This is a genomic window from Vibrio sp. 1-Bac 57 (genome assembly GCF_037546855.1).
Lineage (GTDB): Bacteria > Pseudomonadota > Gammaproteobacteria > Enterobacterales > Psychromonadaceae > Psychromonas.
Genome location: NZ_JALAAC010000009.1, coordinates 15,090 through 38,045, shown reverse-complemented (window position 1 = coordinate 38,045; position 22,956 = coordinate 15,090). Strand labels below are relative to the sequence as shown.

Below are 22,956 nucleotides of genomic sequence, written 5' to 3'. Positions count from 1 at the left end.
AGTTAGCCGTTAATTGTAGCGTAAGTCATATCCCACTTGAGTATCCGTAGCTTCTCAAGTGAGTAGTCATGGGCGCTATCAACTTTTATTATTCATCACCATGATAAGCAGTACCGGTGTAATCATCAAAACGAGAGTAACGCCCTTGGAACGTTAAACGTACCTTACCAATTGGTCCGTTACGTTGCTTACCAATGATGATTTCTGCAATGCCTTTGTGCTCACTATCTTCGTGATAAACTTCATCTCGATAAATAAACATAATTAAATCAGCATCTTGCTCAATCGCACCCGATTCACGTAAGTCTGAGTTAATAGGGCGCTTATCAGCACGTTGCTCAAGACCACGGTTTAACTGAGATAAGGCAATAACAGGACAACGTAACTCTTTGGCTAATGCTTTTAAAGAACGTGAGATTTCTGAAATCTCTAAGGTACGGTTTTCACTCAAAGAAGGGACACGCATTAATTGTAAATAATCGACCATGATCATGCTAACACCGCCGTGGTCACGTGCAATACGACGTGCGCGCGAACGTAATTCCGTTGGTGTTAAACCAGAGCTATCATCAATAAACATTTTACCGCGGTCTAATAAAATAGACATAGTAGAAGATAATGAAGCCCAATCGTTTTCATCTAATTGGCCGGTACGAATTTTACCTTGGTCTATACGTCCTAAAGAAGCCAACATACGATTCATGATCTGATCTGAAGGCATCTCTAATGAGAAAATAATGGTTGGCTTGTCTGCATTAAGGGCCGCATGTTCCGCTAAGTTCATGGCAAAGGTAGTTTTCCCCATTGATGGACGCGCCGCTACAATAATTAAATCACCGGGTTGGAAGCCCGTGGTCATTTGGTCTAAATCATTGTAACCAGAGGACAACCCGGTAATACCATCGCGAGGGTTTTTACATAAATCATCAATTTTTGCGACTGTTTCTTTGAGGATATCTTTAATCGCTTGCGGGCCTTCATTTTGATTATTTCGAGCCTCTGCAATTTGGAACACTTTAGTTTCTGCAAAATCTAGCAGCTCTGCACTATCACGACCTTCGGTATCATAGCCTGCCTCTGCAATATCATTGGCTACACCAATTAACTCCCTAACAATGGCGCGTTCACGAACAATATCTGCATAGTTATTGATGTTAGCTGCACTTGGCGTGTTTTGTAATAGTTCCGCTAAATAAGCAATGCCTCCAATACCTTCTAATTCCTGTGTATCTTCAAGCTTTTCTGACAGTGTAACGATATCTACGGGAATATCATTGCTGCTTAGTTTTTCAATAGTTGAAAAAATAAGGCGATGTGCACGTGTATAAAAGTCACGGTCAACCACTCGCTCAGAAACATCTGACCAAGTATCATTGTCTAATAATAAACCGCCAATGACCGCTTGTTCGGCTTCAAAAGAGTGGGGAACCGTTTTTATTGGTGAATGCGTTTTATTTTTTTGTTTAGTAAAAGCAGGTCTATCCGCCATATTAGAATCCTAATGAGTGAAGTAAGTTAAATAAACAGGATTTCAATCCAAATATATGCGGTTAATAACAAACCAATTAAGACAGCTGATGAGCCCATATCTTTAGCGCGCCCAGAAAGTTCATGGAACTCACTGCCAATTCTATCTACAACGGCTTCAATGGCTGAATTAATTATTTCAAATATTAATACCAAGATCACTGGCGAAATTAAAAGTATGCGCTCTACTTTAGTGACATCTACTAATAAGGCAATAGGGATTAAAATAATTGCTAGTAACACCTCTTGACGAAAAGCAGCTTCATATTTAAAAGCACTTTTGATGCCTTTTAGTGAATAACCAAAAGCAAGAAATATTCGCTTTATTCCAGTATTTTTTTGCATTAATAAGCAATCTCATGTGCATTAATTGAAGCGCACACTTTAACAAATAGACATCACTTGGTCATCATTTAGCTGTTGATTGAGAGGAATCATTTGCCAGCGGTCTCAGAATGCTTGTCAACGCCTATACGCACTAGCTTTGTATGTTAAACTAAAGCCAATATAATGGACAATAACAAGGAAAGTATGTGCTAGTTAAAGGCTCTTTTTGGTCTAAGCTGATCAGTCGTTTTTGGGTGAAGAGTGTGGTGGTGCCACAAAACCCTGTTACTGAGTTAAAGTTAGACCTCTCTCGTCCTATTATTTATGTGTTGGAACAAAATAGTGCTAGCGATTTATTAGCACTACAAAAAGCCTGTATTAAGCAAGCTTTACCCGACCCTTATCAGCCTTTGCAATTGCATGGTATTACCCTGCCCGCTGTTATTTACCTGCATGATTGGTATTTCTTTAAAAAGAAACCGCTAAAGCAACAGCAGTCTGCTTATTTAGCGCAATACCAACATTTATTATCGTTGCATCAACAGGATACAGAGCTTGATGTGCAATTAGTACCAGTGACATTTTTCTGGGGTAGAAATCCAGGTAAAAGCAATCCACGAAAAGCTTTTCTGGGGCATCATAATGTAAGTAGCTTACAAAAAGCATGGTCTATTCTCACTGCGGGTAGTGATCATTTAATACGTTTTAATGTACCCATCTCTGTTCAATCATTAGTAGAAAAAAACAAACACTCAAAACATTTAGCGCATAAACTTGCACGAGTAGCCTTGCACTATTTTAGTACTCAAAATCGTTCTAGTCGTGGGCCTCAAATCCCTAATCGCAAAGCGATGATCAAACGTGTTATCGCCAGTCCTATGATGCAACAAACTATTCAACAAGAAACCCTGCAAAGTGGTCGAAGTGAGTTGCAGGTTACTCAGCAATGCCATGCTTATTTAGAAGAGATTAGTAGTAATTTTTCATATCGTTTTTTGCGTTTTTTCCGATCTATTTTGTCTAAAGTCTGGAATGGTATTTACCAAGGTATCGAAGTTAATCATGCACAAGCGGTGCGTGATGCAACACAGAGTGGGGCAGAAATTATTTATATGCCTTGTCACCGCAGTCATATGGATTATCTCTTATTATCTTATTTATTGTTTGGAGAAGGTTTAGTACCACCACATGTAGCAGCCGGTGTGAATCTTAACTTTTTTCCTGCTGGTGGTATTTTTAGACGCTCTGGTGCGTTCTTTTTACGTCGTAGTTTTAAAGATGATCCTCTCTATGGCAAAGCATTCAAAGCTTATTTTGCGATGTTATTTAAACAAGGCTATCCGATTGAGTTCTTTACCGAAGGAGGGCGCAGTCGAACTGGGCGGTTACTACCCGCTAAAACGGGGTTACTCGCAATGAGTGTACAAACCTTTTTAGACCAACCTGAACGTAATGTGATGATTGTGCCTGTGTATATTGGTTATGACCATATCATGGAAGTAAGCACTTATATGAAAGAGTTGTCGGGGCAGAAAAAACAACAAGAAAGTGCGTGGCAAGTCCTAGGTATTGTTAAAAAACTACGTAATTTTGGGCGTGCTTTTGTTAACTTTGGAGAGCCTATTAATCTCAAGCAATATCTCGATCAACAGCAACCTAATTGGCGACATCAAGCACTTACTGAGCAGCAATTTGCTACACAAGTTAACCACTTGGCCAATAATGTGATGCAGGGAATAAATCAAGCAACGGCAGTGAATGCTTTACCTTTGTGCGCAGCTATATTATTGGCAAGCACTAATCATCAGCTAGGTAAACATCGCATGCTGGCTTTATTGCAATTACATCAACAGTTATTAGCGAATACCAGCCAAGACTCTAGAATTACTTATCCAACACAATCTGTTGAACTCATTTATCAACAAGCGTTAGCCATGAATAAGTTTTCAGAGTCTAATTATGTGGTGAGTTGTGATCAAAAACAAAGCGCACATTTAACTTATTACCGTAATACCATTGTGCACGTATTTGCGCTGCCTTCATTGGTGAGTTATGGCTTAATTAAATTAAACAATCAAAACAATAAAATTAGTTGTGCCGCATTAACCGAGTTGGTAGGTAGTTTATTAGGCTTTATCGATGCAGAATATTTCCTAGCGCCTTCAACAGAAACACTTAAACAGCGAGTCACTCGTGTTTTACTACAATTACAACAGAATAGCTTTGTTCGTGTTGACGATGACGTGATCACGCTTAGCGATCTGTCATTTATCCAGACATTAAGTAGGCATTTAAGCGAAACTCGATTACGTTATCATTGTGTATTGAGTTTGTTATTTGCAGATTTTGATCAAAGCGATGAGACATTATTAGCCGCCAGTAAAAAACGATTATTGGGCAGTAGCATTGAACCGTTTGATGCCAAGGTGATTAATGTTTTTATTCAACAACTTGATAGAGAGACATTACAACCTAAGCAAGTTGAAGAGTTGTTAGCTTGTTTATCAATGAAGTAGAAGTGAATATGCTATAGAGTTGGCTGATTTCGCTCACAAGTGAACAGCACTGCTTAGTTATTATCTGGCGCACTAGTATATTAGCTGCAATATTATGACAACAAAATTATGACAACAAATACTTTATCAAAATGTCTATTCCGTTGTTGATGGTTCTATGACATGCAAACACAAGGTCTTTTAGTTAACAGTGAATAAACCCTATTTAATTTTACAGAAAACGGTCTTTTTTCAAGAAGAAATTAAAAAAAGTCGATTTTTAACTTTCATCAGTCCAGCTCAAGGTAAGACTGCTGCGATGCAATACCTTGCTGACATAAAAGCCTTGCATAAAGATGCACGTCATCATTGCTGGGCTTATATTGGAGGCAGCCCTAAAGATAGCGTTAATATGGGGTGTAGTGATGATGGTGAACCCAAAGGGACTGCTGGAAAGCCGATGCTTGCTGTTTTACAAGGCACTAATGTAGGGGAAATTGTTGCTGTCGTAGTGAGGTATTCAGGCGGTATTAAATTAGGAACGGGCGGTTTAGTACGTGCTTACAGTAATGGTTTGCAGCAATTATGCCCAACCATGCCTACAATGGAGAAGCGTTTTTTCCAACAATTTAAGTTACAATGCAACTATGCCCAAATGGCAACGGTAGAGCATATATTAGCTTCGCATTCAGGAAGAATCATTAATGTCGATTATCAACAAGAAGTAGTGGCATTAATTGAAGTCAATAGTGAACAAATAATACAGTTTAAGCAAAAATTACAATCATCGATGCAGGGACAGATCATTGCGAAACAAATTAATACTTCAACTAATGCTAACTAGTTGGTCTAGCTAGTGGCCATTCGTTCAATTATCAGGATTGTGGCGATGTTGATCGGCCTATTCAGCCTGACCATGTTGCCACCTGTGTTTGTTGCTTTCATCTATCAAGATGGTGGCGGTAATGACTTTTTAGCTGCATTTTTTGTCACTTTATTTATCGGCTTTGTTTTTTGGCTCCCAAATCGACGCCACAAAGGTGAATTAAAGGCACGTGAAGGTTTCTTAATTGTGGTGTTGTTTTGGGCAACACTGGGCAGCGTCGGTGCAATTCCATTTCTAATGAGCTCCAGCGTAGACATGAATCTTGCGACTGCCTTTTTTGAATCTTTTTCCGGGTTAACCACCACCGGCGCAACCACTATTGCTCAGTTAGATGATTTGCCAAAATCAATTTTATTCTATCGACAAATGCTGCAATGGTTTGGTGGCATGGGGATCATTGTATTAGCCGTTGCGGTACTGCCTATGTTAGGTATCGGTGGCATGCAGTTGTACCGAGCAGAAACACCGGGGCCAGTGAAAGATTCAAAAATGACCCCCCGTATAGCCGAAACAGCAAAAGCGCTGTGGTATGTTTATTTATGCTTAACGGTTGCTTGTATGTTGGCATTTTGGATTGCGGGTATGAGCTTGTTTGATGCGCTTGGCCATAGCTTCTCAACCGTATCTATTGGTGGGTTTTCTACTTACGATGCCAGTATGGGCCACTTCGATAGTGAAGTGATCAATATCATCACCGTGGTTTTCTTAATTATCTCAGGCATTAACTACGCACTACATTTCACGGTATTCTCTGCAAAAAAACTCAGTTTTGACGTCTATCGACGCGACCCTGAAGTGCGCGCGTTTATCTTTATTCAGGTGATTCTAACTATTATCTGCTTTTGGATGTTAATGGGGCACGATGTTTATAACAGTATAGAAACCACCTTTTCCCATGCGTTATTTCAATCCGTTTCAATTTCAACCACGGCAGGTTTTACTACTACCTCTTTCTCTGATTGGCCTTTGTTGTTGCCTGTTTTACTTATTTTCTCAAGTTTTATTGGAGGATGTGCAGGTTCCACGGGCGGTGGTTTGAAAGTGATTCGTGTATTATTACTTAACTTGCAAGGGCAACGTGAATTAAAGCGTTTAGTGCATCCTAAAGCCGTGTATAAAATTAAGTTAGGTGATAAAGCTTTACCGGACCGTGTTGTTGAAGCTGTGTGGGGATTCTTCTCTACCTATGCATTGGTCTTTATTGTTTGTATGCTGGCATTATTAATGACAGGTATGGACGAATTGAGTGCGTTTTCTTCTGTGGTAGCCATGCTTAATAATCTAGGGCCTGGTTTAGGTGAAGTTGCGGTACATTTTAATGATGTTAGTGATGCTTCAAAATGGGTGATGATTATTGCCATGCTATTTGGTCGATTAGAAGTCTTTACATTGTTGGTGTTATTTACACCTGTATTCTGGAAAAATTAACTTATGTCTAATGAAACTCAAGCTAAGCAAGCTGAAACCAAGCAAACTGAAAGTAGTGTAGTAAGCAAAACTTTAGTACTTTATTCCTCTGTCGATGGACAAACATTAAAAATAATTAATCGTATTAAGCAAACGCTTACTGGCGAAGTGATTGTATTGAATGTTGATGATAATCCGACCATTGATTTTTCTTTGTACCAAAAAGTCTTAATCGGTGCCTCTATTCGTTATGGCAACTTTCGTCCCAATATAATTAAGTTCGTTAATCAGCATAAAACGCAATTAGATGCAGTATGTAATGCTTTTTTTGTGGTTTGTTTAACAGCACGTAAACCAGAAAAAGCAGTGCCAGAAAATAATGCCTATATGAAAAAATTTGATCAGCTTTCACAATGGCAACCACAGTTCAAAGGTGTGTTTGCCGGAGCGCTGTTGTATTCACGTTATAATTGGTGGCAAACCCTGTTAATTCAGTTGATTATGAAAATGACGGGCGGCAGTACGGATAAAACACAGGACATAGAATTAACCAATTGGGAAAAAGTTGATTCTTTTGCTCAGGACTTTGCAGCACGTTAGTTTGTCTCATAAGAAAATTTAGGCTGAAATAATGTCGGCGCTGATTTACAATACGAGCCCGTTTCACCGCTTAGATTATCAATAGGTTGCTATATTTTGAGCCAGAGTATCACTAGTACTGCATATGACGTCTTATTTGATGTGTTTGGTTACAAGCAATTTCGAGATGGCCAAGAAACCGTTATTAACGAGTTGATCGCAGGGCGTGATGCGTTGGTGGTGATGCCTACGGGTGGTGGTAAAAGTTTATGTTTTCAAATTCCTGCGTTAGTAAGAGAGGGGATATGCATCGTTATATCACCTTTGATCTCACTCATGAAAGATCAAGTGGATACCCTACAAGCTTGTGGTGTTGCAGCGGCCTATTTAAATTCTAGCCTTTCCTATCAACAACAAAATGATATTATTAATTCCCTACATCGTGGGCAGTTGAAACTATTATACGTTGCGCCTGAGCGCCTTTTACGGCCTGATTTTATTGCTCGACTACAACACTTGCCTATTAATTTATTTGCTATTGATGAAGCCCATTGTATCTCTTCTTGGGGGCATGACTTCCGTCCTGAATATGCACAATTAGGCAATCTTAAAGAGCATTTTCCTAATACTCCTTTAGTTGCTTTAACTGCCACGGCTGATCATGCAACACAGCAAGATATTTTACAGCGCCTACAGCTCAATCAACCTTTAATAGAAATTCGCAGTTTTGACCGCCCTAATATTGAATATTTATTGATTGAAAAGTATCGCCCATTATCACAATTATTTAATTATTTAGATCAGCATAAAGACGAAAGTGGAATTATTTATTGCACTAGTCGTAAGCGTACTGAAGAGATTGCACAAAAATTAGCTGCAAAGGGATTAAATTCACGTTGTTATCATGCTGGATTACCCTTAGAAGAACGTCAAACGGTACAAGATTTATTTATTAAAGATGAAGTGGAAATCGTAGTTGCGACGGTTGCTTTTGGTATGGGTATTGATAAACCCAATGTGCGTTTTGTTGTGCATTATGAAATACCTAAGAATATTGAGTCATACTATCAAGAAACAGGGCGAGCAGGGCGAGATGGTTTGCCTGCTCAAGCGATGTTATTTTATGACCCAGCAGATCCTGCGCGTATTCGTAGCTTATTAGAAAAGAATCCAAATCAAGAGCAACTGCGTATTGAGTTACATAAACTGAATACAATGGTTGCATTTGCGGAAGCACAAACCTGTCGTCGTCGAGTTGTATTAAATTATTTTGGCGAGTACAGCCCTAAAGCCTGTGGTAACTGTGATATTTGTTTAGATCCTCCGCAAAGTTACGATGCAACGGTGGATGCACAAAAAATACTATCCTGTGTTTATCGCACTGGGCAATACTTTGGGATCACACATGTCGTTGAAGTCTTACGTGGTGCGCAAACTGCACGTGTTAAAAGCCTTGGGCACGATCAATTATCGACTTTTGCTATTGGTAAGGATAAGTCAACCGAACATTGGTTTAGTATTGCTAGGCAATTGATCCATTGCGGATTATTGATGCAAAACTTAACTCGTGGCTCTGCTTTACAATTAACAGAAGCTGCTCGTTCAGTGCTTAAATCAGAGAATAGTTTGATGCTTGCTGTTCCTAGGTTACAGCTAGTGAAAACCACTGCCAAACAAAAGCGACGTAGCGTGTCTGTTAATGCAGATAATAAGTTATTTGCTAAATTACGTCATCTACGGAAGCAGATAGCTGATCAAGCAAACTTACCACCCTATGTTATTTTTAGTGACGTTTCTTTGTCTGAAATGAGTGAGTTAATGCCCACTAATGACTCGCAATTTTTATCAATCACAGGTGTTGGCCATATTAAGTTAGATAAATATGGAGAAGATTTTTTAGCTGAAATTAAACAATATGTTGATCAGCTATAATTTGCAGTAACATCATTACTTTATAGTCATGAAATAGATCTTTAATTGTGTCACCTGAATAAGCTTTCTATTGCAGTGTTTCCATTAATATTTCCCAACTCACCTCTGGTTCCGGCATTTTTTGCGATGGAATCACTAACCAGTTCTGATCCTGTTCTCGCTTTGCAATGCTAAAGGAAAATGGGTAATAAAGTGATAAACCAATGCGTAAGTCCGTCGCAATCAGTCGACCTTGGCGCTCGCTAAAGCTCAATAATCCATCACTAAACCATTCTAAGCGTTGTAACTCTGTTGAATTAAACTGCTTGATCAGTGAACGGCCCGTTGCAAAGGCTTGCCATTCAGTGTTTTGAATATTTAAAACACTGCTGAAGGTTTCATAATATGTATCATCTTGATAGCTAATAATCCGCCATACAAAGATATTAAAGGGTGTTGGTGAGATAAATACCTGACTATTTTTAACTATCGGATCAATAGTTAGCTTTTGTTTTAAATACCAAAATTGTGCATGGCCTAGTATTAAGTAAGCGCAACTAATACACAAAACAACGCTATTTATTTTGTACCACTTTAATGTATTTTTTTTCAACCAAAGCCCTAAAACTGCGATTAATAATGGCAAAGTATAAAGAGGATCAATAATAAAAATACTTGACCAAGAGGTGGGCTGTACCGGGATAGGCCACCACAATTGAGTGCCATAACTGGTAAATGCATCTAATAACGGGTGTGTGATTAAAGGTAATAATATGGTCAGAAATAATGATTTTTTATAGGCTTTCCATTGTGGTCTAAAGTATAAAGCGAGCCTATATAAAAGCACGCTGAGAGCACTTAATACGATCAAGGAGTGACTGAAACCACGGTGAAAAGTAAAGTTATCAATAGCCGTTTGATAGCTGATTAACACATCTAAATCTGGCAGTGTACCTAAGATAGCGCCAACAAGCAGCACCTTACGTCCAAAAGGTTTGAAACCAACTGCAGCTGCAACACTTGCCCCTAGGGCTATTTGAGTTAAGGAATCCATAATTACTCTACATGTTCATCGTAGAGTCAGTGTAATGCAACTGAGGCTAATAACAAATCAAATTGGGTAGTGTTTAATTTTTGAAAAAATGAGATGGGTTTATTATTTGGATCCAAGTTTAGCTTTTAAGCCAGTAACTTTTATTAAGTAAACTCTGTAAGTATTAACTTTAAACCTGACCACTAAATCAGAATAGCGCCGCTATTATCGTGTATTTCTACTTAATCATTTGCCAATCGCTAACGACGGCTTCGATTCTTTTTTGATCAACATAATAGTAACGGCACTGTTTATTATAAATTAATTTACCTCTGAACCTCTGAACCTTTTGAACCTTTAATTACACTATTCTTTTTCAGTTTTTTTACTCTTCTTTGAAGTTTGAATTCAAGTGAAAAGTGTTATTTAAAATCATTTAAACGCTTTAAAATAGCTTCAAATATATTGGGTTCTATGTTTTTTTCAATGTCATCTAACTGATTATTTTTAAATATTTCACTTAAAAAAGCACATAAATAAGTTAAAGGGGCATGTGCAAATAGTTTTGGATTCGCTAAATAATCATTACCTCTATGGTTCATCCAAGCTGCATTGTCTTGCTCATCCATAAAATGGCTGCGTGACATAGTGCTATGTAGTTTCTCCAGAAGTTGGTGATAATCAAAATTATCACGTTCAAAGTCGTTGCTGTAAGAAGCAATTAAATTGATAGTCCTTTGCTCAGGTAAAATATTAAGTTGATGTAGATTGCTCATAGTAGACTCCTCTATTCATTGGACATTCAATTATTTTTATTACTGAAATCACCTATTACAGAGCCACTACACTTGCCGTTCGCTTAATATGTAAAAAATAAAACGCTATATAATAGAAACTAATAAGCAATACGAGGCTAATAACGGTAACTTATATCCACTATTTTTTAGTGGTTATGAAGTAAGTATAAAGGATATTTTTTATAGATTCATGACGATATACTAATAATTTGATTATTATTTTGTGTTTTTTGTGTGATCTATTACTAATTGTTTTATAGTAAGTTTCTGATACTTTGAATCATAAAATTTTTGATTTATACCGATTGTCTTAAGTAGGTGCTCAAAATTTAACAAACAGAATAAAGCACTTAATTACTCTGGTTGGTATTAGGAGTCGATATGCTATTGAAACACATTGAAGTAGTGGGGTTTCGTGGAATTAATCGCTTATCCATTAATTTGCATGAGTTGAGTGCGTTATTAGGTGAAAATAGCTGGGGTAAATCGAGTTTATTCGAAGCACTCTCTCTATTTTTATCTGGAGCTAAAAAAAGTTATCGCTTCACCTTAGATGATTTTCATCGGCCCCCTATTTCCGACCTACCTATCATTAACCATATTTATCTTATCTTTACTTTTAAAGAGCAATACCCTGAAGAATCTTTACAACGTCACTTTGCTAGTATTAGCGATGCCTGGGTAACATTATCTGATCGAAATAAATACATTATTTATCAAGTAGACGGGAGTGTGGACAGTAGCGGGGAAGTCTTTACGGACAGACACTTTTTAGACCAAGAGGGGCATCGTAAACACTTCTCACAAAGTGATTTGAATAATTTGGTGAATGAATTTATATCTTTTGTGCCTGTATTAAGATTAGGGAGTGAGCAAAATGATAGTGGTCAAGCTTACCGACCAGTTAAACATTTGTTAAATAGCCATAGAGCACGTTCTGAAGCGCGTATTAAACGAATTTTTCAGCGTATTACAAGTTCGTCACAGCAATTATCCGAAGTAGAATTAAAGAAAGGGTGTGATTCAATTGTGTATCTTTTTGATCATTATCTATGCAAGCGCTATGGTGATTTACCCAATTACCCTAATGATGAAAAACTAAGATATGTGGATCACAGCTTTTCCTTTAACGCATTAACGCGTTTTAATGATCTATTAAAGGATGGGCATAAAACAGATCGCGCCATGCTGCTGCTGGTATTAGGACAATTCTTAGAGGAGCGAGGAGAGCATTTATTTCGTCGTGGGGCGACGCCTATTTTGTTATTAGAAGAGCCTGAAAATAACTTACACCCAGTTAATTTAGCTATCACATGGCGTTTCTTTTCCTTGTTACCAATGCAGAAGTTAGTCAGTACTAATTCTGCACAGTTATTATCATTTTTCCCATTAAGTCGCATTCAACGTTTAGTGCGCAAAACGGATAAGATAAAAAGCTATACCGTTAATCGTAAACATTACTCTAATAATGACCTAAGGCGTATTGCCTTCCATTTGCGAATGAATCGCCCACAAAGTCTATTCGCACGTGCTTGGTTATTAGTTGAAGGGGAAACTGAAACTTGGTTGTTAACTGACTTAGCGAGGTTATGCGGACATCATTTATTAGTTGAAGGGATACAAGTTATTGAATTCGCACAATGTGGCTTAAAACCACTGATTAAATTAGCACAAGATTTAAATATTGAATGGCATGTGCTAACCGATGGTGATGGTGCAGGCCAAAAATATGCAAGTCGAGTCAAGGACATGTTAGGCGAATCGGATTCTATCCATACTCGTTTAACCGTATTGCCAGCGCATGATATTGAACATCTATTTTTTGAAAATGGTTTTGAAGAGGTTTACCTAAAAGCCGCAAATTACACTAAACAAGACTTAGTGAGACTAAATACCAATAAGGTGATTGAAAAAGCGGTGCACAAATATTCTAAGCCGGGTTTAGGGATTTCAATTGCTGAAGCGGTAGAGTTGCAAGGAGTTGAATCGGTCCCTCTGTTACTAAAACGCCTTTTTTCCCGATTGGTCGGTATGGCACGCAGTCAATCGGGTTAACAAAATAGGACTTTAAAACAGACAACAATTGCACTGTTGTGATTACTCACAGACCACGCAATTGAAGTTACTTAATGTTTCATTATTCTGTGATGGGATCCGCTAGCTGATAAGTTAATGAATGCTTTTTATTGCTAATAATTAATGTTTCATCATCAATCATAACATTTGCCCAGTGAGTTAATACTTCACTAACATCCATCTCTACATCATTTTTTAATGGTTCACACATTTTTCGTGTATTACCCATATCACCAATACGTAATTGATTATTGCTAAATTCAGCCATTCCAAAAAACTGATTACAACCTAAATTACCAGAACTTTTGTTAGCACTGTCTATATGTAATGAACTGTTAATAATGGTGGCTAATTGAATGTTATCAACGTGAGTCAACTTCCAATTATGCTGTAGTTGTTCAACGTTTACTTTTTGTGGTTCAATTTGAGTCTCAGAAGAGCAAGCTCCAAGCGCCATGATACTTGCAGTTAGTATCATCATTTTAACGGTTGTCATAATTATGTAATCCAGTGGGTATAAATTTTTACGATATAACATCAACTAACCTACTGGAATGAACGCAGCCTATAACTCGCAGTAGGTGATAATTGAAAATTAACTATTTTTATTACTTTTTATTGCTTCGTTTGACACTTTTAACACCAGTTAGTTTCTTAATTTGTCGCATAATACGTGACAAATGTACTCGGTTAATAACTGTTAATGTCACATTAATCGAATAAATTTGATTAGTGACTGCAGTTGTCTGTAAGTCCACTACATTGGCATTACTCTTGGCAATTACATTAAACATTCTTGCTAAACCTGCTTTATGATTTACCATTTGAATGCTCAAATCACTTGAGTATTCATATTGATTCATAAAGTTCATGTCCCATTCGACAGCAATATACTTATCTAGTTCATTTTCAAACCCAATTACATTATGACAACTTTTAATATGTACAACTAAACCTTTACCCGAGCTCGTATGAGCAACAATTTGATCGCCTGGCAATGGCTTACAACAGTTGGCATAGGACAGCATAATATCTTCAGCGCCCTTAATGGCACTTTGTCTAATTTGCTGTTTATGATGAGACTCAGTTAACTCGTCGGCATTACCACGTAAACGCCTTGCGATGATAATACTTAACAGTTTTCCACTGCCGATAGCATGTAATAGATCGTTGAAACCATCTAAATGATGATCGGCAATGACTTTATCAATATTCTCCTGTGGAATATCCGTCAAGTTGGTCGCATTCAGCGCTTGTTTTAATAAGCGTCTGCCCATTGGAATAGTGGTTGATTGTGGTAATTGCTTAAGATAATTACGCACACTGTTTCGCGCTCTGTGGGTAGCTGCGAAATTTAACCATTCAGGGCTTGGATTAGGCTTTTTAGCGGTAATAATTTCAATTGTTTGTCCGCTTTCTAATTTTTGGCTTAATGATGAGTACTCATTGTCCACTTTTGCACCAATACAGTGATGACCTATGTTTGTATGCAAGGCATAGGCGAAATCAACCGCGGTGGCTAATGCCGGTAAAACAATGATTTTACCCTGTGGCGTTAATACATGAATATCATTTTTACCTAACTCTTGTTTAATATTTTCTAATAAAACAACGGAGTTAGTATTCTGGTCTTCTTGCTCTGTTAAACCTTGGAACCAATTACGCGTTTGTAATTGAGCGGCTATATTAGAACTTTGTGCGCTTTCTTTATAACTCCAATGAGCTGCAATACCATGCTTAGCAACGGCATCCATATCTTCAGTACGAATTTGGATTTCTATATTCACACCTTCATGGGTAATAAGCGTAGTATGCAATGATTGATAACTATTGGTTTTAGGCAGCGCAATATAATCTTCAAAATATTCTAATTTAGGTTGGTACAAATGGTGTATTTGCCCTAAAACACGATAACAAGTATCTAAATCTTTAACTATGATACGAAATGCATAAACATCCATTACATCATGGAATTGACAGCCTTTCTTACGCATTTTCTTATACAAACTATAGAGATGTTTTTCTCGCCCAATCACTTGTGCATCAATGGACATCGACTCAAGTTGCTCAGAAATTTCATCACAAATACTGGCAATAAAATCTTTACGATTACCACGTGCTTTGGTGATTGCTTGTTTTAATACATGATAACGTGCTGAATTTTGTGCTTTGAAGGCTAACTCTTCTAATTCATTTTTTAAGTGATGTAAACCAAGGCGGTTAGCAATAGGTGTAAATATTTCAAAGGTTTCTTGGGCAATACGTTGACGTTTATCTAACCGAAGTGAATCCAGTGTACGCATATTGTGTACGCGATCCGCTAGTTTTATCAACATTACTCGGAAATCTTTAGACATCGCAATTAACATTTTTCTGATGTTTTCAGCTTGTGCTTGTTCGCGATTCTCAAAATTAAATTTATCTAGCTTAGTAACACCTTCAACCAGTTGCGCGACATTTGGATTAAATGCGTCGGAAAGTTCTTGATGGGTGGTATCAGTATCTTCTAATACATCGTGCATTAATGCTGCTGAAATAGCCTCATAGTCTAATTTCATAGCTGCAAGTATTTCAGCCACTGCAACGGGGTGAGTAATATAAGGTTCGCCACTTGCTCTTTTCACACCATCATGTGCTGCATATGCATAATGATATGCACGTTCGACAAAGGCACATTGCTCTTCTGTCATATAGGTTTGAATCGACGCTTTTAGTGTTTGAAACATAAATATCACTTTCCTTAATTTTAGTGCTACTTTAGTAGCATAATCGCTGTTTAATGAGTTTCAAAGTGTTTAATGCTATAAAGTAACAAATAGCTTTTAAATACAACCAGCCCAAAGTTTTAACTGCTTTATCTCTTGCGGCCATAAACTTTCATCAGTTGTTTCTAAAACTAATGGTATGTGGTTAAAACGACGATCTTTCATAATAAATTCAAAGCATTCCCAACCAATTTCTCCAGCACCTAAAGGCGCGTGGCGGTCAACTCTGCTAGCAAAAGGGACTTTACTGTCATTAATATGCATCGCGCGTAAATATTCAAATCCGACAATATCAGAGTAAGCTTTAAATGTAGCTTCAGTTGCTTGGTGGCCACGTAAATCATAGCCCGAAGCAAAAGTATGGCAAGTATCTATGCATACTCCAACACGTTGCTTATCTTCTACTTGCTCAATAATCGTTGCAAGTTGCTCGAAACGGTAGCCTAAGTTTGTGCCTTGCCCTGCAGTGTTTTCAATCACAGCTGAAACAGAGGTTGTTTGTTGTAGAACAATATTGATTGACTCTGCAATACGTTTTAAACAGTCTTCCGGCGTCGCTTTTTTAAGATGGCTGCCTGGATGGAAGTTTAATAATGTTAATCCTAATTGTTCACAGCGTTGCATTTCGTCTAAGAAAGCAGCTCTAGATTTTTGCAAAGCTTCCGCTTCCGGGTGACCTAGATTAATAAGATATGAGTCATGGGGTAATATATTATTGCTATTAATGTTATAACGCTTGCAAGCCGCTTTAAATTTGCGAATGGTATTTTCATCGAGAGGTTTTGCTTCCCAGCGACGTTGGTTCTTGGTGAATAGTGCAAAAGCTGTTGCGCCGATATCATGGGCATTTTTTGGGGCGTTAAAAACCCCTCCTGCAGCGCTTACATGCGCACCAATGTACTTCATTAATAATCGCCTAAAATTTGAATGGATAACGAGTATATACTTAAACTACACCAAGATACAGATTCACCGTTAGGCGTACGTGTTAGAATAAAAACTATAACAGGGGGGCTTATTTTAGTTCGCTATCATTGATGGATGTTAATGGGTATCGACTAATAACGTCACTGAAAGAGAGGTAAAAAATGTCTTGTGAATTTTGTGCCACAACACTGATTAAGCAAAAACTAGGTCGTTGTAAGCAATGTATGTGGATTAATTTTATATTGTTGGCGCTGACAGCAAGCATTTATTATTGGATTGATATTAGTGCATTACAAGCGGTGCAACGTGTTGCTTTAATCATGTTTCTAGGTAGCTTAGTGTTATTGATGTTAGCGCATTTAAGTGCTTGGAGTTTCTATCGCTGGAAAGACAGTAAAGATCTTTAATCGCATAGGAGATAAAAAACTTTAACTACATAACTTACATAACTACATAACTTACATAACTACATAACTACATAACTTACATAACTACATAACTTACATAACTTACATAACTTACATAACTACATAACTTACATAACTACATAACTTACATAACTACATAACTACATAACTTACATAACTACATAACTACATAACTACATAACTACATAACTACATAACTACATAACTACATAACTACATAACTACATAACTACATAATTTACATAACTACATAGCTATATAACTTCGCCCTGCACTTCGTTTATAGCGTCATGGTTGTTAAGGTGGAAAGTTGTTAATGTAAAAAGTTGTTAAAGTGAACTGTTTTTAAGGTAAGCAAGTTGTTAAGTTAAGCTGTATTTAAGATAGGCGGTTTTAAGGTAAGTAGACACAGCCTAAAATGGCATCTCGTAGTGCACCAGTCACTGCTTTTAAAGTTACCGTCTTTTCTGTTATCCGCTGTTCAGCTAACCAAGCAAATGCTACTGCTTCTACATACATAGGATCAATTGCTAAAGCCTGTGTCGTTTGTACTTTATGACCTGGCATTAAGTCTTTTAAACGCTGCATTAATAATGGGTTAAGTGCACCACCTCCACACACGTAAACATTACATACATCACTTTGTTGCTTTATTTGGTCACAAATTGTCACCGCAGTAAATTCTAATAGGGTACGTTGTACATCTTCTTTAATTACTACGTGCGAGGTTAATTTTTGTTGTAACCAGTTTAGGTTAAATTTTTCTCGGCCAGTACTTTTTGGTGCGCTTAATACAAAGTAAGGATCGTTTAATAAAGCACTTAATAAGCTTTGATTAACTTTACCTGTGACGGCAAACCAAGCTTCTTTATCAAAGGCTTGTTGATGATGTAAATGAATCCATGCATCCATCAACATATTGCCTGGACCGGTATCATAGCCAAAAGCATGTTCAGTCCCATTGAGAATACTAATATTAGCAATGCCACCAATGTTGAGGATCACACGTTGTTGCTTTTCCTGTGCAAATAAAGCTTGATGAAAAGCAGGCACTAACGGCGCACCTTGACCCCCGTAAGCCATGTCCATTCTTCTGAAATCAGCTACACAGGGGATCTGTGTTTTAGCTGCAATTAAATTGGCATCACCAATTTGTTGTGTGAAGGCATATTGAGTATCGGGAGAGTGGAAAATAGTTTGGCCATGGCTGCCAATAGCAGCGATATTACTGGCTTCTATGTTGTGACTTTTCAACAGTACAAGCACTGCTTCTGCACAAGCTAAGGCAAACTGATGATCGACTTCACCTAATGTCTGTAAGGTCACTTTTTTTTCGTTACAGATGGTGAGTAATTTTTCGCGTAATGATGGCGCTAGTGCTATCGCGGTGCCGGCGACTTGTTCAAAGCGAGTTCCTTGGCGCTGGCATAAAGCAACATCGATGGCATCTAAGCTAGTGCCAGACATTAAACCAATATAATAAATCGGCTGTGTTGGCACAGATGTTAGCGGGTTAGATGACACGCGAGAACTGTTGTTGACGTGCTTTACTGCGTAGGTAAACATCAAAACACATACAGATGTTACGTATCAATAATTGCCCGGTTGATAAAACTTGAATTTTTTCAGTATCAATCACCACAAGCTGATCATCGATAAAGGTCTGTAATAAAATGATATCTTCTGCAAAATAGTCTTCAAATTGGATATTAAATTGCTTTTCAATGTCACGTTTATTTAATTTAAAATTACAGATCAATTGTTTGATCACCTCACGACGAATTAAATCATCTTGAGTCAGTGCGACACCACGCCATTGTGCATGACCTAATTCTTCAACTTGTTGATAATAATCACTAAGCTTCTTCTGGTTTTGCGAGTAACAGTGGCCAATCTGACTGATTGCGGACACACCCAACCCTAATAAATCGGCGTCTTCTTGAGTGGTATATCCTTGAAAATTTCGATGTAAAACACCTTTTTGCTGCGCGATAGCTAATTCATCATCGGGTTTAGCAAAGTGGTCCATACCAATAAATTGATAACCTGATGCGGTCAAAAACTCGATAGTATGTTGTAGCATGGCCAATTTCACTGCAGGTTTTGGCATATCATTTTCATTGATTTTTCGCTGTGCCGCAAAAAGACTTGGCATATGTGCATAGTTAAAAATGGATAAACGTGCAGGATCTAGGGCTAAGACTTTCTCTAGCGTGAAAGCAAAGGTTTCTTTTGTTTGTAGCGGCAGTCCATAAATCATATCGAGATTAGTAGATTGAAAACCTTGTTCTTTAGCGCGAGTTAAAAGTTGTTCAATGAAATCTTCATCTTGCTCACGATTAATCACTTTTTGAACGTCTTTATTAAAATCTTGAACCCCTAAACTAAGACGATTAAAACCCTCTTTTGCTAAGTGGTCGATAGTACTCAATTCAATTTCACGTGGATCAACCTCAATACTTAACTCTGCTTGTTCTGAGAAAGTAAAATGAGTGCGTAATAAGGTCATTAATCGTGTAATTTGCGGTGGTAATAAGAAAGTGGGAGTGCCACCGCCCCAGTGAAGTTGGCTCACTGTGCGATTTTTGAAGTGAACTGCTTGGTTTGCTATCTCTTTTTCTAAATAATCTAAGTATTTGTCTGCTTTTTCTTGGTGACGAGTGATCACTTTATTACAACCACAAAAATAGCAAAGTTTATGGCAAAAAGGGATATGGATATATAAAGATAAAGGTCGGTCGGGATAGGTATCCGTTGCTTGAATTAAATCCGCATATTCAAAGCTTTCAGAAAATTCCAACGCTGTTGGGTAGGAAGTATAACGAGGACCGCTATAATTATACTTTTCAATTAGGGCCTGATCCCATACAAGCTGCTGCATTTTCAACTCTCTTTATTATTTTGTAGGTTAGAAACGCAATAGTAGCATCGTTTGAAGCGAGTTATATTGCGTTATATCAGTCCATCTGACAAAAAGTATATTTAAGTTATTGTTTATACTATGCTCATTAGCGATACACCTTTATACCAAGAGTCTATTCATTTCTCGGCTAGGTGACTTCTCACCTTGAATGGTAAAGGCTATAGAATAGTAAACTCTGCTAATTTTGCACTTTCTTTAATGATATCTTCTTCAACTTCTACTTCAAATAATTCGCGTTTAATATCCATTATTTTAATTTCTTTTACTGGATAACTCTTCCGCTCATCATGGGTTGGCATGTCTTTTACTTTTTCATACATAGCCGTCAAAGCTGGGTAAGTAGCCGCGATATCAATGGGTTTTGACAGTTGTAATGTTTCTAATAATACCGTTAAACGAATAGCAGCTTCCGATACATTGCATTGCTTTTGTGTAGTCGCTTTAGCGATAAAGCGAATACTTTCAACAATGTTATTGTTTCTATCTTCAATCTTCTGCTTCTTTGTTAACTCTTGCTGTTGCTCAAGTTTCAAAGCCTGTACTTTTTGCATTTTTAATTTATTGAGCAACATGCCAGCATAAAAAGCCAGAGCAAGTACTATCACAACCGCTAAGGTTGCTAATATCATCATCATGTCCATGTAGGGTTTCGCCTATCTAAATTCATCTAAAGCTGAGCTTGCATCTTCAAATTGCTGTAACAAGTCTTCTTCGCCTTGGTCATCAATCCAACCTAATTTCTTCATTAACTCTTGGTGGCGCTTCATCTGTTTATCGACCCAAGTTTGGTCTTCTTTTGATAAAGCTTGATCCGTTTCCATTTGCTCTAATAAATCATTTAAGCGTTCATTATTTTCAAGCTCTGAAAGTTCTTTTTCCGGTGATAACTTAGGAGCTTCTGGAACTTGTTGTACTGTGCTTTTAATGACTTTCGCTTTGGGTTGTAATTGAACCTTTGGCTTAACAGCTTCTTGGGGTTGATCATTACTTGTTAAAGCAATTGGTTTTTTACTGCCAATACGTTTGTCGTTATTGGCTTGTCGCTGATTTTTTTGCGCGCTTTGCTTTGATTCAACGGCATTACGGTTACCGGCTTTATTACCTTTTAATTTATCTTTACGTTTTTTATCACGTGAAGCCTGAGCTTGTGATGACGTTTCTTTTCTGCTGCCATCAAATTTAGGCTCAGAGTTACCTGCGCTACGGCTTTTTTTAGTACGAGACATGTTTAGTTACCTTTTATATCAATCATAATGTATGGCTACGGATAGCATTTTTCAACATCAATGATAGCGGCGCTATTAGCACCAAAATGGGGGATGTTAGTGTTGCGCAGAATAGCAGGTTTATAAAACTTAAAAAAGCATATAAAAAAAGGCATATCTCTAAAGATATGCCTTTTTAAGCGATTTAATTAGAAATGATTAATGTAATGCTGAAATATATTCAGATAATAATTCGATATCAGTATCGCTTAACTTAGCTGAGATATCTTTCATCATACCATTGGGTGCATTATGACGAATATTACTACGGAATTTTTCAAGTTGAGATTTTAAGTAAGCTGGATGTTGCCCTGAAATTTTAGGGAATTTAGCAAGCTCTAAACCATTACCTCTAGGGCCGTGACAAGCTGTACATCCTGGGATACCGCGATCTAAATCACCACCCATGTAAAACTTCTTCGCTGCTTCTGCCACTTCTGGAGAAACGGTTTCAGGCGTCATTGTTTGAGAAGCAAAATAGGCTGATAAATCTTCCATATCCTGTTCTGAAAGCCCTGCTACCATACCTGCCATGATAGGGTCTTCACGATCACCACTTTTAAACTCTTGTAATTGTTTTACAAGATAAGAGGCATGTTGTCCTGCTATTTTTGGATATAGATTTGATGGACTATTACCGTCAGCGCCGTGACAAGCTACACACGTCGTTGATTTAGTTTTCCCTGCTTCTATATCGCCTTGTGCTTGAGCTACGTTAATAAAACCCAATACTGCGATGACTGCTACTAATAATTTATTCATAACTATCCAATCTAATTCTTAAAGTTTGTTATTTCAGGCGTGCTACAATGTGCGCAAATAAAGCTTGTGTAGTTTACACAAGTTTTCAGTAAAGTAACAATTTTGCTACACAAACATATGAGGCATATCGTGGAATTTCCAAAAATACATTTTCAAAAAGCACATTTTTTAATTAGTGCACCTGATATTCGCCATTTAGATAAGCATTTACCGGTGGAAAGTGGTATCGAGGTCGCGTTTGCTGGTCGTTCTAATGCAGGTAAATCTAGTGCATTAAATCGCCTTACTCGTCAAAAAAGTTTAGCAAGAACCAGTAAAACACCTGGTCGTACGCAATTAATTAACGTATTTGAAATCGAAGAAGGTAAAAGGCTGATCGATTTACCTGGTTATGGTTTTGCAAAAGTACCGTTAGCAATGAAGCTAAAATGGCAAAAATCGCTAGGTGAGTACTTGCAAGAAAGAGAATCACTAAAAGGCTTAGTGGTATTGATGGATATTCGCCATCCTTTTAAAGATTTAGATCAACAGCTAATATTTTGGGCTATTGATGCGAATATTCCGGTGTTAGCGTTGCTCACTAAAGCAGATAAATTAAAACAGGGCGCACGTAAAGCAACATTGTTAAAAATGCGTGAAGAAGCTGAAAATTTTGAAGGTGATGTGCAAGTTGAATTATTCTCATCTTTGAAAGGGTTAGGTGTTGATGTATTAGAGCGTAAAATAGCGCAATGGTATGGCGAGCATGACTTACTAACGGCAACAGCAGAAGAAAGTGAAGTAAATACCGAACTTGATTCAGAGCAGACAACAACTATAGTTGAGTAAAACCTGATATAACTGAGTAA

At 37.6% G+C, this 22,956-nt stretch carries 20 protein-coding genes; 8 read left to right on the top strand and 12 right to left on the bottom strand.

Annotated features, from left to right (window positions below; translation table 11 throughout):
* Positions 1 to 88 precede the first annotated feature (88 nt).
* Both dnaB and MT391_RS07915 read right to left on the bottom strand, forming a co-directional pair.
* Positions 89 to 1,489 carry a replicative DNA helicase gene (dnaB, locus tag MT391_RS07920; RefSeq protein WP_166368806.1) on the bottom strand — a complete coding sequence of 467 codons (1,401 nt, stop codon included), beginning with the start codon at positions 1,487 to 1,489 and terminating at the stop codon, positions 89 to 91.
* Positions 1,490 to 1,515: 26 nt separating this feature from the next.
* Positions 1,516 to 1,872 (bottom strand): diacylglycerol kinase, encoded by a 357-nt coding sequence (locus MT391_RS07915; RefSeq protein WP_499497463.1) that lies wholly within the window; start codon positions 1,870 to 1,872, stop codon positions 1,516 to 1,518.
* A 188-nt stretch (positions 1,873 to 2,060) separates the two neighbouring features.
* Here MT391_RS07915 and plsB point away from each other — a divergent pair, with 188 nt between their 5' ends.
* The 5 genes from plsB to recQ all read left to right on the top strand — a co-directional run bounded on the left by plsB (position 2,061) and on the right by recQ (position 9,153).
* Positions 2,061 to 4,370: a glycerol-3-phosphate 1-O-acyltransferase PlsB gene (plsB, locus tag MT391_RS07910; RefSeq protein ID WP_499497461.1), complete on the top strand. Its 2,310-nt coding sequence runs from the start codon at positions 2,061 to 2,063 to the stop codon at positions 4,368 to 4,370.
* 190 nt (positions 4,371 to 4,560) lie between these two features.
* Positions 4,561 to 5,193, top strand: a complete 633-nt coding sequence (locus tag MT391_RS07905; RefSeq protein ID WP_499497459.1) for a YigZ family protein — start codon at positions 4,561 to 4,563, stop codon at positions 5,191 to 5,193.
* A gap of 12 nt (positions 5,194 to 5,205) precedes the next feature.
* A complete protein-coding gene (locus MT391_RS07900; protein ID WP_299663721.1) occupies positions 5,206 to 6,663 on the top strand; it encodes a TrkH family potassium uptake protein in 1,458 nt (485 codons plus the stop codon).
* Positions 6,664 to 6,666: 3 nt separating this feature from the next.
* On the top strand, positions 6,667 to 7,242 hold the full coding sequence (gene hemG, locus MT391_RS07895; protein WP_299663723.1) for a menaquinone-dependent protoporphyrinogen IX dehydrogenase: 576 nt from the start codon (positions 6,667 to 6,669) through the stop codon (positions 7,240 to 7,242).
* Between the two features lie 81 nt (positions 7,243 to 7,323).
* Positions 7,324 to 9,153 carry a DNA helicase RecQ gene (gene recQ / locus MT391_RS07890; RefSeq protein WP_499497565.1) on the top strand — a complete coding sequence of 610 codons (1,830 nt, stop codon included), beginning with the start codon at positions 7,324 to 7,326 and terminating at the stop codon, positions 9,151 to 9,153.
* Between the two features lie 67 nt (positions 9,154 to 9,220).
* On the opposite strand, the gene MT391_RS07885 is transcribed toward recQ, so the two are convergent.
* Both MT391_RS07885 and MT391_RS07880 read right to left on the bottom strand, forming a co-directional pair.
* A complete protein-coding gene (locus MT391_RS07885) occupies positions 9,221 to 10,186 on the bottom strand; it encodes a metal-dependent hydrolase (protein WP_499497457.1) in 966 nt (321 codons plus the stop codon).
* 401 nt (positions 10,187 to 10,587) lie between these two features.
* Complete coding sequence (locus MT391_RS07880; protein WP_499497455.1) at positions 10,588 to 10,941, bottom strand: hypothetical protein; 354 nt, start codon at positions 10,939 to 10,941, stop codon at positions 10,588 to 10,590.
* A gap of 402 nt (positions 10,942 to 11,343) precedes the next feature.
* On the opposite strand from MT391_RS07880, the gene MT391_RS07875 reads away from it, so the two are divergent.
* On the top strand, positions 11,344 to 13,017 hold the full coding sequence (locus MT391_RS07875) for a DUF2813 domain-containing protein (protein ID WP_499497453.1): 1,674 nt from the start codon (positions 11,344 to 11,346) through the stop codon (positions 13,015 to 13,017).
* Positions 13,018 to 13,099: 82 nt separating this feature from the next.
* On the opposite strand, the gene MT391_RS07870 is transcribed toward MT391_RS07875, so the two are convergent.
* The 3 genes from MT391_RS07870 to nfo form a co-directional block, all read right to left on the bottom strand.
* Entirely contained in the window at positions 13,100 to 13,534 is a 435-nt protein-coding gene (locus MT391_RS07870; protein ID WP_299663733.1) for an META domain-containing protein, read from the bottom strand.
* Between the two features lie 112 nt (positions 13,535 to 13,646).
* Positions 13,647 to 15,770 (bottom strand): RelA/SpoT family protein, encoded by a 2,124-nt coding sequence (locus MT391_RS07865; protein WP_166369013.1) that lies wholly within the window; start codon positions 15,768 to 15,770, stop codon positions 13,647 to 13,649.
* 90 nt (positions 15,771 to 15,860) lie between these two features.
* Complete coding sequence (gene nfo, locus MT391_RS07860; protein WP_499497451.1) at positions 15,861 to 16,709, bottom strand: deoxyribonuclease IV; 849 nt, start codon at positions 16,707 to 16,709, stop codon at positions 15,861 to 15,863.
* Between the two features lie 182 nt (positions 16,710 to 16,891).
* Here nfo and MT391_RS07855 point away from each other — a divergent pair, with 182 nt between their 5' ends.
* Positions 16,892 to 17,137, top strand: coding sequence for a DUF3624 family protein (locus MT391_RS07855; protein WP_499439415.1), 246 nt, complete (start codon positions 16,892 to 16,894; stop codon positions 17,135 to 17,137).
* Between the two features lie 414 nt (positions 17,138 to 17,551).
* On the opposite strand, the gene MT391_RS07850 is transcribed toward MT391_RS07855, so the two are convergent.
* The 5 genes from MT391_RS07850 to MT391_RS07830 form a co-directional block, all read right to left on the bottom strand.
* Entirely contained in the window at positions 17,552 to 18,682 is a 1,131-nt protein-coding gene (locus MT391_RS07850; protein WP_499497449.1) for an anhydro-N-acetylmuramic acid kinase, read from the bottom strand.
* Positions 18,672 to 20,039 (bottom strand): oxygen-independent coproporphyrinogen III oxidase, encoded by a 1,368-nt coding sequence (gene hemN / locus MT391_RS07845; RefSeq protein WP_499497447.1) that lies wholly within the window; start codon positions 20,037 to 20,039, stop codon positions 18,672 to 18,674. The genes MT391_RS07850 and hemN overlap by 11 nt, the downstream gene beginning before the upstream one ends.
* Before the next feature lie 200 nt (positions 20,040 to 20,239).
* A complete protein-coding gene (locus MT391_RS07840; RefSeq protein ID WP_166368780.1) occupies positions 20,240 to 20,722 on the bottom strand; it encodes a DUF2489 domain-containing protein in 483 nt (160 codons plus the stop codon).
* Between the two features lie 12 nt (positions 20,723 to 20,734).
* Entirely contained in the window at positions 20,735 to 21,307 is a 573-nt protein-coding gene (gene yihI, locus MT391_RS07835) for a Der GTPase-activating protein YihI (protein WP_499497445.1), read from the bottom strand.
* A gap of 198 nt (positions 21,308 to 21,505) precedes the next feature.
* Positions 21,506 to 22,108: a c-type cytochrome gene (locus tag MT391_RS07830; RefSeq protein ID WP_499497443.1), complete on the bottom strand. Its 603-nt coding sequence runs from the start codon at positions 22,106 to 22,108 to the stop codon at positions 21,506 to 21,508.
* Between the two features lie 117 nt (positions 22,109 to 22,225).
* On the opposite strand from MT391_RS07830, the gene yihA reads away from it, so the two are divergent.
* Positions 22,226 to 22,936 (top strand): ribosome biogenesis GTP-binding protein YihA/YsxC, encoded by a 711-nt coding sequence (gene yihA, locus MT391_RS07825; RefSeq protein ID WP_499497563.1) that lies wholly within the window; start codon positions 22,226 to 22,228, stop codon positions 22,934 to 22,936.
* The last annotated feature ends 20 nt before the right edge of the window (positions 22,937 to 22,956 follow it).